Origin of the sequence: Flavobacterium chungbukense (genome assembly GCF_020805785.1) — a bacterium.
Taxonomy (GTDB): Bacteria; Bacteroidota; Bacteroidia; order Flavobacteriales; family Flavobacteriaceae; genus Flavobacterium; species Flavobacterium chungbukense.
The window spans coordinates 883250-894536 of sequence record NZ_JAJGZV010000002.1 but is presented as its reverse complement, the minus strand read 5'-3'; the positions used below and the strand labels follow the sequence as shown (position 1 = coordinate 894536).

Annotated in this window: 6 protein-coding genes; all 6 read right to left on the bottom strand. The window is 33.2% G+C overall.

What is annotated here, in order from left to right; translation table 11 throughout:
• Positions 1-156: 156 nt before the first annotated feature.
• Positions 157-1470 (bottom strand): APC family permease, encoded by a 1314-nt coding sequence (locus LL966_RS09195; protein WP_229352604.1) that lies wholly within the window; start codon positions 1468-1470, stop codon positions 157-159.
• A 147-nt stretch (positions 1471-1617) separates the two neighbouring features.
• Entirely contained in the window at positions 1618-3846 is a 2229-nt protein-coding gene (locus LL966_RS09190; protein ID WP_229352603.1) for a TonB-dependent siderophore receptor, read from the bottom strand.
• Positions 3847-4077: 231 nt separating this feature from the next.
• Entirely contained in the window at positions 4078-4803 is a 726-nt protein-coding gene (locus LL966_RS09185) for a DUF4198 domain-containing protein (protein ID WP_229352602.1), read from the bottom strand.
• A 144-nt stretch (positions 4804-4947) separates the two neighbouring features.
• Positions 4948-7377, bottom strand: coding sequence for a TonB-dependent receptor (locus tag LL966_RS09180; RefSeq protein WP_229352601.1), 2430 nt, complete (start codon positions 7375-7377; stop codon positions 4948-4950).
• Between the two features lie 141 nt (positions 7378-7518).
• Positions 7519-8679, bottom strand: coding sequence for a PepSY-associated TM helix domain-containing protein (locus tag LL966_RS09175; protein WP_229352600.1), 1161 nt, complete (start codon positions 8677-8679; stop codon positions 7519-7521).
• Between the two features lie 78 nt (positions 8680-8757).
• A complete protein-coding gene (locus LL966_RS09170) occupies positions 8758-11172 on the bottom strand; it encodes a TonB-dependent receptor (protein ID WP_229352598.1) in 2415 nt (804 codons plus the stop codon).
• Between the last annotated feature and the right edge of the window lie 115 nt (positions 11173-11287).

Genomic DNA, 11287 nt, shown 5'->3' with positions numbered 1-11287 from the left:
GACAGATTTTAAAATCTGTCGGGTTTGTTGTTTAGACTTGCAATTTGTCATTCCGAGGAACGAGGAATCTCCACAAGAAACTCCGTAAAGTATATTAATATATTGTCGAGCCACTTACGAAGATTCCTCGTTCCTCGGAATGACAAAAAACACGTATTATTTATTCTTCCTCAAAACCAAAAACAACGGATAAGAAATCGCCGTAATTCCGACAATTATAATAAAGCTTTTCGGATCACTGTAAATAAAACCCATCAATAAACCTATTGAAGCAATAATAGCAATTATGGTTGTCCAAGGATACCAAAAAGAACGATAAGGTCTTGGTAAATCTGGTTCTGAAGTTCTTAGTTTTAAAAGCGAATAATAGGCAAGTCCCCAAACGATAATCGAGATAAATGCGGCGAAAGAAAACAAGACTTCAAAAGAGCCAATACAGATTAGAAATAAACTGAAAAATGACGAAACCAAAAGAGCCACAATTGGAGTTCCGCCTTTATTTACTATTGTTCCTTTTTGAATAAAAAATCCGTCACGACTCAATCCGTAAAGGATTCTTGGCGGAATCATCATAAAGGCATTCAAAATACTGATTAAAGAAAAAATCGAAATTACCGTTACTATTTTAGCTCCGTTTTCACCAAAAAGAATTTTGGCAACATCGGCAGCAGCTAGATTTGACTTAGCCAAAGTTTCAATTGGCAATACATGAAAAAAAGCGGCATTCACTAAAATATAAATCGCAACAACAAGCAAAACACCACTATACAAAGATTTCGGAATGTTTTTACTTGGATCATCGTTTTCTTCGGCAAAAAAGCAAACAGCATTCCAACCATTATAAGTCCCAATAATAAGTTGTAGTGATTTAAAAAATCCGAAAATTAAACCAATTTGAAAGATAGAATTGTCGGTTTGAATGTTAGGAATCTCAATGCCAGTATACATAAAACAGTCAATCACTAAAGCAACGAAGCAAATCACCTTTAAGAAACTGGTAATTTGCTGAATAACACTTCCGTTTTTTACACCACTTAGATGAAGTAAGACAAATGCGGCCAATAATGAAATAGAAATTACAGTAGAATAGTTGGCAAGTTCAGGAAACAAAATGATTGTATATTCGCTAATTACAATACAGTAAAAAGCAGGCGGAATGGCATTAACGATATAATCATACCAGCCAGATAAAAATCCCGCGTATTCTCCTAAAGCTCTTTTGATGTAATTATAAGATCCGCCGGCTTTTGGTAACATTGTAGCCAGTTCAGAATAAGAATTTGCGCCTAATAAAACATATAAACCTCCGAAAAACCAGCAAGCAAGAATAAGCCAGTAATTGTTTAGCATTTCTGCAATTGTTCCGGGGGTTCTTAAAATTCCAACTCCGATTGTTCCTCCAATTAATACGGCAATATTAAAACTAAGGCCTAAGGTTTTTTTTAATTGGTTTTTATTTAAATCAGACATGTTTGGATTTGTTTAAGGGAACAATAGTTAAAGCAAAAATAGTATTAATTGAATTACAATTAGATTTAAAATAAAAATCCCAAGATTTTCTGTTTTCGAAAAATGAAATCAGAAAATCTTGGGAAAAACCAACCTAATTCAATGTTTTTAGAATTTGTAGCGTAAGCTTGTCATAAATTGACGAGGCGCTATCGGGTTCACACTATAATTTTCGTGAACAGTATAATTTAATTCGTTTGTAATATTTGATAATTTGCAAAGAATACTGAACTTATTCCAAGTATAACCAACTGAAGCATCAACAGTAGCATAACCTTTGATTGGAATTTCTCTATGGTAAATTCCGTCAGGATATTTAACAAGATCTGTGCTATATTGATCATTCCATCCACCTAAACGATCACCAATGTAGTTTCCTATTGCTCCAATAGATACACCTTTAAAAAGACCATCTTGCACAATATAATAGAAACTTAAATTTGCCGTATTTGCCGGAGTTCTAACAAGACGATCTCCTTCAATAAAACTTCCGTTTAAACCAGATGTTTTTGTGTAACGCATGTCATTGTAGCTATATCCAGCAATAATATTTAAACCTACTACAGGTCTTGCAGTTACATCAATTTCGATACCTTTACTTTTAGTTTCTCCGCTTAAAACTTTTATGTTTGTATCAGAATTTAAACTTCCGTCAGCTTTAAATTCTGCTGTTTGAGCTAAGTTGTTATTTACGATTTGATAAACAGTAACATTTGTGCTTAACATTCCTTCTAAGAAATCAGTTTTAACTCCAGCTTCGTATTGGTCAATAATAGAAGGTTCAATTGGTTTTAGATCTGCTGTAGTTCCTGTGTTAGGCGTAAATGAAGTAGAATAACTAGCAAATAAAGAAACATCTTTTCTTGGCTGATATATCAATCCAAATTTTGGAGAAAAAGCATTATCTAATTTCTTTGCACCAACGGTTGGAACTGCATTTTCAGGTTTTACAGTTTGAACTCCAGAAGCAAAAGTTTCTTTGTAAGTTGTTACTTCAGCTTCTTGCCATGACCAACGAATACCTGCCAGTACTTTCAGTTTTTCTGTTATTGAAATCAAATCCTGAAAATAGACGCCAAAGCGATTGGTTTCTGTTTTTGCAATTTGAGTCGCTCTAGCATTTGGAATGTCATTTCTTTGCGTTGAAGGATCAAAGTTAAAAAGATTGATTGTGTCATAATTTGCAGGATTGAATGCAAAAGTATAAGCAGTTGCAAATGAGTTTTCCCAATCGGCACCTGTGAAAATCTGATGTTTTACAGATCCAGTATTAAAATTTCCTTGAAGACTTATTTGATCTCCTAATATTTGTTCTGAGTTGTCGTTTTGAACCAATGGTCTTGTCCAATCTCCATTATCTTTTACTGTAGATAATTGTGCTGTAGATTTTGAAGCTCTATTGTAAGTTTGGTAAGAACTGTTAAAATTAAGCTTCCAGTTTTTATTAAAATCATGATTTAATAAGACAGAAGCGCTGGCAGATTTTGTATTTCCATTTGACCATAATGATCCGTAAAAAGTATTGCGAGGCAAATCAAGGATTTTAGTGCCGATAATTCCAGTTCCAAAATCTGGAGTCCAGTCTGCTGTTAAATAATCTCCCTGTACAGTAATCTGCGTTTTAGGATTGATTACAAAAAGTAGGGAAGGATTGATGTATAAACGCTCGTTTTTTACAACATCTCTAAAGCTTTCTGAGTTTTCGTAAGAACCGTTAAGTCTAAAAGCAATAGATTTACTTAGACCACCATAAACATCGAAAGCAGGTTTGTAATAAGAAAAACTTCCTACTTGCATTGATATTTCGCCACCGCTTTTAAATTGAGGAGTTTTAGTAACCAAGTTAAGAATTCCTCCTGGCGCAACATTTCCAAACAAAAGGGCAGAACCACCTTTTAAGAATTCAACCTTATCTAAACCAGAAACATCTGGAATTGATCCTGCGTTGTAACGAAAGCCGTTTTTAAACATATTATTGGCAGACATATCGTAACCTCTTGAGAAAAAAGATTCTTGAGCGCCACCACGAGCAGAACTAACATAAACTCCGTTGGCATTTTTTAGAACTTCACTTAATCTGATAGCTTGCTGCTGTTCAATAATGTCAGATCCGATAACTTGTATAGATTGCGGATTGTCCATTGGCTTTAGGCCAGAACGAACGGCTGTAACTGGTTTTGGCTCTTTATTTTTAGTAACAACTACTTCGTTTAAGATTTCTCCTTTTTTATTTTTTACAGTATCATTTACTGTAGAAGTGCTTTCGTTGCTTGAATAATCTTGACCATAAGAGGCAAGGCTTAATAATCCTAGTGCAAATAGTAAATTATATTTCATGGTATTTATTTAGATTCAATAAAAATTATCGAGTGCAAATATAAATACACCAGTTCTTTAACATGAAATTACGAAGTGGTTTTCTTACTTAAACCTTGCTTATTTTTTTCTTAAGATTTGCTTAAGAATTTTCTAATGTTATTTTAATTTTGTATTTACTTAAATAAAAAAACCTTGCCGTTAAGCAAGGTTTTAAATTGAAATTAAATCTAAGAATGAAATTTTCTAAAATTATTTTACTGCAATTTGGTAAGTAGCCATTTTCCAGATTTCATCATATTTTTTACCATTATGGTCACCAGATGCTTTTTCAGTATGAGCATATTCTACCATATAATTTCCTGACCAGATTGGTGTAAAAGAGAATTCTCCTTTATCATTTGTCCATAATTCTTTTTCCCAACCGTTTGGTGCAATTACTTTAATTTTTGCTTCTTTAGCAATAGCTCCATCATAAGAGGCAACACCAGTAATTTTAGTATCTTTTTTTGCTATATCTGCACTTTCTGAAAAAACAGCAATTTTATTAGTGTTTGATGTAATGTTATTTCCTGCAGCTTTGTTTCCAACAACAACAGTTGCGCTTGAGTTATAATCTAAAACCATAGTTCCGTACACATCTTTAACTTTATGGTGCATTACGACAGTGTAAACTCCATCTTCGTCTGGTGTAAAAAATGCTTGATATTTATTGTCTAAAGCTTTAGAAGTTAATTTGGTTTCTTTTTTTGAAGGAGAAACTAGTATTAAAGAGAAATCTTTTAAATCAGAAAACCATTTATCTGCTTTTGTAATGTCGTTATCAGAGAATTCTCCAAAGTAAATTGAGATTTCTTGCGCTTTACCTTTTGTTCCAGTTGCTTTAGTTTCGATCCAAAGGGCGTGAGCGAAGATCTGCGGTGCAGCAAAAAGCATTAGAAATAAAAAGGTTAATGTTTTTAAAGTATTTGATTTCATAAGATCAAGTTTAAATTATTAGAATGAAATTTTCTACAAACATAAGTCTTATTTAGAATAATTAAAAATAAAAATCATAAAAAAAAGCCTCGAAATCCATTAATATTAAATGATTTCGAGGCTTTTTTGTGATTTAAAGTTGATCTAGAATTTATAAGCAAAACTTGCTACAACGTTTCTAGGTTTTTGCGGGTTAACGGTTGACCATCCTCCGTTAAAATAATCTTTGTTTGTAATGTTATTAACATTTAAGCTTACGCGGAATTTAGTTGTGTTATAAAACACAGAACCATTAATAACGGTGTAAGAAGGCAGGATAAATTTACCAGTAACTTCACTATCTAAAATGGCATTGTCGCTAGCATAATTTCCACCAAAGCCAAGACCGAAGTTTTCTAAAGCTCCTTCTTCAAATTTATATGTCGCCCAAAGATTTACCAAGTTTTTTGGACCAGCCCAGAAAGGTCTTTTCCCTTGATCCAACCAAACATTATTTTCGTCTCCTTTTGTAATTTCACTTTGATTATAGCTATATCCTGCAATAATGCTTAAACCTTTTACCGGCGCGGCATTCAGATCAAATTCAAAACCTTGACTTCTTGCTTCACCGCCTTGAGCGCTGTACATTGGGTTGCTAGTAACTAAATTAGCAACATTAATGTCGTAATAACTCATTGTAGCGGTTAACTTGTTTGAAAACAAATCGGCTTTAATTCCAGCTTCTAACTGATTGGCGTGTTCTGGTTTAAAAGTTTGAGAACCAATAAAAGTTCCATTACTATCGTAAATCGCACTTGGAGCTATATTTCTGAAACCATTCATATAGTTAGCAAATACTGATAATTGATCTTTAATTGGCTGATAAACTACCCCAAATTTTGGAGAAAAAGCTGTTTGGTTATAATTGTCTGTATCGGTTTTAATATTTCCTTCTGTATCAAAATAATCAACTCTTAAACTTGCCATTGCTAATAATGAAGGCGTAATATTTAAAACATCTGAGGCATAAGCGCTATAAGTTGCATCTTTAGAATTATAATTTGGTCCTGCTTCTGATGCTAATAATTTATCTACGGATGTTTGGCTAAGATTATAAGGATTTGCAGGATCAATTTGTCTCACTTCGCCTTGAGCGGTAACATTGTATAATTTTCCGTAACCAGAACCAGCAAACATAAGATTTCTGTCAAAATAATCTAAACCAATAACAAGACGATTTCTCATACTGCCGATTTTAAAATCGCCAATAAAATTCTGCTGAATATCAGTTGTTGCTGTTTGAGAATTCTCTTTAGTAATCCAGAAGGCAAAATCGCGGTTTCCATCTTCATTGTCATAAATATAAGAATAGTATCCTTTTGATTTAGAAGATGTTCTTGATAAAACTGTTTGAGATGTCCATTGCTCAGAAATTTTATAAGTCATTTGTCCTTGCAAATTAAATCTCGGATTTTTCATCGGAAGATCGTTGCTGTAAAAAGACAAGTTGGTATTGTAGTTTAAATCGGCTAAATCGGTAAATTGTAATTGTGAATCTCTTCCTAAAAACAACATGGAAGGCGTTGTTTTTTCTTCAGACATAAATTCTGTATTAATTAAGAAAGACAATTTCTCATTTACTTTATAAGAAAGGGAAGGAGCAACGAAAATTGAAGTACGGAATCCTGCATCTTGAAAACTGTTTTCTGTTTGGTAAGCAGCATTAATTCTAAAAAGTACATCGTTATTATCGTCTAGCGGAGTATTTATATCAGCAGTAACTCTGTTTAAACCGAAACTTCCGGCTAGATAAGAAACTTCACCTCCAAAACCGCTGTAAGGTTTTTTAGTAACCGTATTGATAAGTCCTCCGTAACTTACTAAACTGCTTCCGAATAGAGTTCCAGAAGGTCCTTTGATTACTTCGATTCTTTCAATATTTGAAGGATCTAAAGTTCCGCTTGTAACTCCTGGCAAACCGTTTACAATATTTGCCTGAACTTCAAATCCGCGAAGTGAATAATAAGAACCTCCATCGCCGCCACGACCTGTAGATTCCCATAGTTTCTGAATTCCAGGAACATTTTTTAAGGCATCTTCATAATTCGTAATCGCTTGTTCTTTCATCAATTCAGAAGAAACGATATTGTAAACCTGCGGATTTTCAACGTTTTTTAAAGGCATTTTTGAAACATAAGTACTTTGTTTCGGAAATGCTTTTCCTTTATTATTGGTAATAATAACTTCTTGTAGTTGTTTATTAGAAACAGTCAATTTTAAATTAAGAGAAGTCGTTTCGTTAGCTGTAACTGTAACTTGTTGTTCTAGAGTTTCGTAACCAGTTAAAGAAACTTGTAAAGTGTAAGTGTTGGGTTTAACACGATTAAATTCAAAAGCTCCTTCTTCGTCACTAACGGTGCCATATTTTGAACTTTTAAGGATAATATTGACTCCAACTGCATTTTCTCCGTCAGAGGTTGTAATGATTCCTTTAATTTTTCCTAAGTTCTGCTGGGCAAAAATACTGCTGCAAAATAAGAAGAACAGGCAGAATATGGTACTTATCTGCTTGATACTGCGATTTGAATAATTCATTGGTAATTTTTTTGGATTAATTTCTGCCTTTATTATTTAGAATAATTAAAAACAAGGCAAAAATAGAAATTATAATTTCCTTAACAAAAAAAATCCACTATTTGAAGGTTAATAAATTATAAAAAAAGAAGCCAATTTTTATTAAACTGGCTTCGGAGTTGCTTTTTTCTTCTTATTTCGTCCCCACCAAATTAGAAAACCTGTTATGGGTAAACTGGCACATACAAGACTTGCAAAGAAAGCTAATACTTTTCCTGGAAACCCAAGAATGCTTCCCACATGCAGATCATAATTTAAGAATCGAAATTTTTCGCCATTATTTTTGTCTTCATAAGTTGTTACTTTAAGGTTCTTACCAGTATATTGGTCAAACTCCATTGATATATCATCAAATCGATTTTCGTAGCGGGTAAAGGTTTGATAAGTTGCTAAAGAATCCTTTTCTTCAGGTGTAAATAGAAAATAACTTTTTGCCTCAGGATGTGCTTTTATAGTTGCTAAATATATTTTATCAGTAGCACTAATTTTGGTGTAATAGGTGGTGTCAGATACAATTCTTTCTTTTTTCGGAAATGTTTTTCCGCCATTAAATAACCATTGAACACCTTTATCATAACACTTAAAGGCCCAAACTAATCCAGTTAATGCAATTATTAAAGCGAAAATCATCATATAAAAACCCATAATATTATGCAGATCGTAGTTTTTACGTTTCCATTTTGTCGTGTTTTTCCATTGAAACCAAAAGCGTTGTTTTGCCGCACTTTTATTTTTTGGCCACCAAAGTATCAAACCTGTAATTAGAGAAATAATAAATATAATAGTTGCAGTTCCCACAATTGGATCTCCAATTTCACTATTTAAACAGAGTGTTTGATGAAGCATTCGAACAAAAACGAAGAACTCAAAGTTGTAATCTTCTACCTTTTTTACGCTACCTGTATAAGGATCTAAGTAAATATAAGTGGTATGATATTGATTCCAGTACCAAATAGCGTCTTTATCCAGTTCTTCATAAAACCAGGTTTCAATGGTACGTTTGTCATCATTAAATGTCTTGCATCCGGAAAAGGTTTGTTTAGGACAAATCTTTTTATTGGTTTCCTTTGCGATTTCTATTAAATGACTAATTGGTAGCTTCTTATCTTTTACCTGGTCAACATAATAATGATTGTGAATTATAGGACGTAATTCTTCTTCAAAAGCATACAAGCAGCCCGTAATTCCAAGTATGACAACGATTAATCCAGAAGATAATCCTAGCCATAAATGTATTTTTAGTATTAGTTTTTTAAATGTCATTGAAGTTGCTCTAGCTTGTTATAATTAAAAAGCGCCTCAATTGATAAAATTGAGGCGTTATTTTAAAGGTATGAGGTTTTAAAACTTAAGAGTTAAATTAGCCAAGATGTTTGTTGGAGCCTGAGATGATCCCCAGAAATCCCAGTATTTCTCGTTGGTTAAATTATTAAATTTCAGACCCACTCTCCAGGAAGGTTTTTCGTAATATACTGTTGCATTATAAACAGTGTACGATGGCATATAAAAAGTGTTATCGGCTGTGAAATAATTTTTATCTATGTAGTTAGCGCCTGCACCAATTCCTAAACCTTTTAATTTATTTTGGAAAGTGTAAGTAGCCCAAAAGTTAACTACGTTTTCTGGAGACGATGTTGCTTTGTTTCCTTCAATCGCTGCTACAGATGCTTTTACAATTCGATTATCATTATAGGAGTAACCAGAAACAATACTTAATCCTTGAATTGGAGTTGCCATTAATTCAAAATCTACACCTTTACTAACTTGTTTTCCGTCCTGAACGGTAAAACCTGCAGAGTCAGTTCTTGTCGCGTTATCTATTGTGATATTGTAGTAACTTACAGATCCGCTAAGTTTTTTGCTAAAAGCTTCTGCTTTGATACCACCTTCATATTGTACGGCATAAATTGGGTCTAAAACCAATTGTGTTGCGTCTGGCTGTGTTACAGGCTGCATGTTTTGAAATCCATTCATGTAATTTCCAAATACAGAAACTTGTTCTTTAACCACCTCATATACTAAACCTAATTTTGGCGAAAGTGCTGTTTGGCTGTAACCTTCAACAGTACCCACTTTGGCACGTTCAAAATTATCTAGACGTAAACTTAACATAGCTGAAAGTCTATCTGTAAAGTTGATCACATCAGAAGCATATACACTAAACGTTTTTTGATCTGCAACTGGAGAAGAAGTTAACACAAGTCCAGCATCAACAGCTTTTCTTCTAATTGGAGAAAAAGGAGCCGTTACATCTATATTGTCAAGTGTGAACGTACTTCCGCCAGAGAAATTAGAACTGTAAAGTCTATAATTTACACCCGTTAAGAATTTATGTTTAATGCTTCCTGTAGAGAATTTTCCGTTAATATTTTCTTGGATATTAGTGTAGTTATTGTAAATAGGCCCCCAAAGACCAACTCTTCTAGCCACCTGTGTTGGAGAACTCCAAACAGCATAACTCTGATAACTGCGTTCAACATCTTCTCCAACAAATGAAAATACGGTTGTAGATGTCCAATTTTCTGATATTTCATACGCTGCCTGAGCAAAAACTTTTGTTGCTGTTGATTTTGCATCATTATCGTCATGAAACATCGATTTTTTGTAATCAATTTTCAAGTCATTTGGATTTGTAATTCCAGAAGTTGCGCCGTAAGTATTATAGGTACGTCTTGTGTTATTAACGTTGAAAAGCTCTGCATCAAAATTAATAGTAAGTTTTTCAGACGCTTTGTATGTAAGGCTTGGTGCCACAAGAAGTGTATTATTAAAGCCATAATCCAGAAAACTTTTCTCTCTATTTACAGCAAGGTTTATTCTAAATAAAACCGTTTTGTCCTGATTTAAAGGTGTGTTGATATCAGCTGTAAGTCGATTTAAGTTGAAACTTCCCGTGGTGTACGATACTTCAGCCGCCGTAGTTTCGAAAGGTTTTTTAGTAACAAGGTTTACTACACCACCAAAAGAAGAAACAGACGAACCAAATAAAGTTCCAGAAGGTCCTTTCATGATTTCGATACGTTCTACATTCCCAAGATCAACAGAAGAACGTCCAGAAGCTGTTTCCATTCCATTTCTTGCATTTACACCAGTAGAAAATCCTCTGAAAATAACACCAACACCTCCAGAAGGATAACTGATGGAAACTACACCTGGAGAGTTTTGCACAGCGCTTTTAATGTCAACTGCAATTTGTTCCTGTAAAAGTTCCTTTTGAATAACGCTGTAAACTTGTGGGTTTTCAAGATTTGTTAATGGCATTCTCGCCACATAATCTGTTTTTTTGGATAAGATGCTTTTTTTACTATTTACTACAACTTCTTTTAATTCCTTGTTAGAAACTTTTAATTGTAAATTAATTGATGTGCTTTCTCCTTCCGTAACAATTATTTGACTTTCTGAAGTTTCATATCCAGTTAAAGAAACTTGTAAGGTATACGAATTTGGTTTTACTCTGTTGAATTCAAAATTTCCGTTTTCATCAGAAACAGTCCAATATTTTGAGCTTTTAAGGATAACATTAACTCCAGCGGCCAATTCGCCATCCGAAGTCGTGATGGTTCCTTTAATTTTTCCATTTTGTTGGGCAGATACTATTAAGAACGAAAAGACAAAACAAATTGTCAAAAATAACGTCTTTAGATTAAAATATTTCATTGGTTTTAAAATTGGTTTATGAATAAATTTATTTAGAATAAATAAAAACAATGCAAATGTAAAAATTAAAATAACTTTAGCAATTTTTATTTTTCTCATTTAATCATAAAATTGTTAAATGTTAATTTTAGAGACATTTACAGAAAATCTTATAGAAAGTTGTAGTAAGATAAAGTTTAAAAAGGCTTAATTTTGCAGTCTGAAAAACAATTTC

Bases quoted from the DNA above. Each gene is read 5' to 3' on its own strand.
- LL966_RS09195 (WP_229352604.1), bottom strand. From the start codon at position 1,470: ATGTCTGATTTAAATAAAAACCAATTAAAAAAAACCTTAGGCCTTAGT.
- LL966_RS09190 (WP_229352603.1), bottom strand. From the start codon at position 3,846: ATGAAATATAATTTACTATTTGCACTAGGATTATTAAGCCTTGCCTCT.
- LL966_RS09185 (WP_229352602.1), bottom strand. From the start codon at position 4,803: ATGAAATCAAATACTTTAAAAACATTAACCTTTTTATTTCTAATGCTT.
- LL966_RS09180 (WP_229352601.1), bottom strand. From the start codon at position 7,377: ATGAATTATTCAAATCGCAGTATCAAGCAGATAAGTACCATATTCTGC.
- LL966_RS09175 (WP_229352600.1), bottom strand. From the start codon at position 8,679: ATGACATTTAAAAAACTAATACTAAAAATACATTTATGGCTAGGATTA.
- LL966_RS09170 (WP_229352598.1), bottom strand. From the start codon at position 11,172: ATGAGAAAAATAAAAATTGCTAAAGTTATTTTAATTTTTACATTTGCA.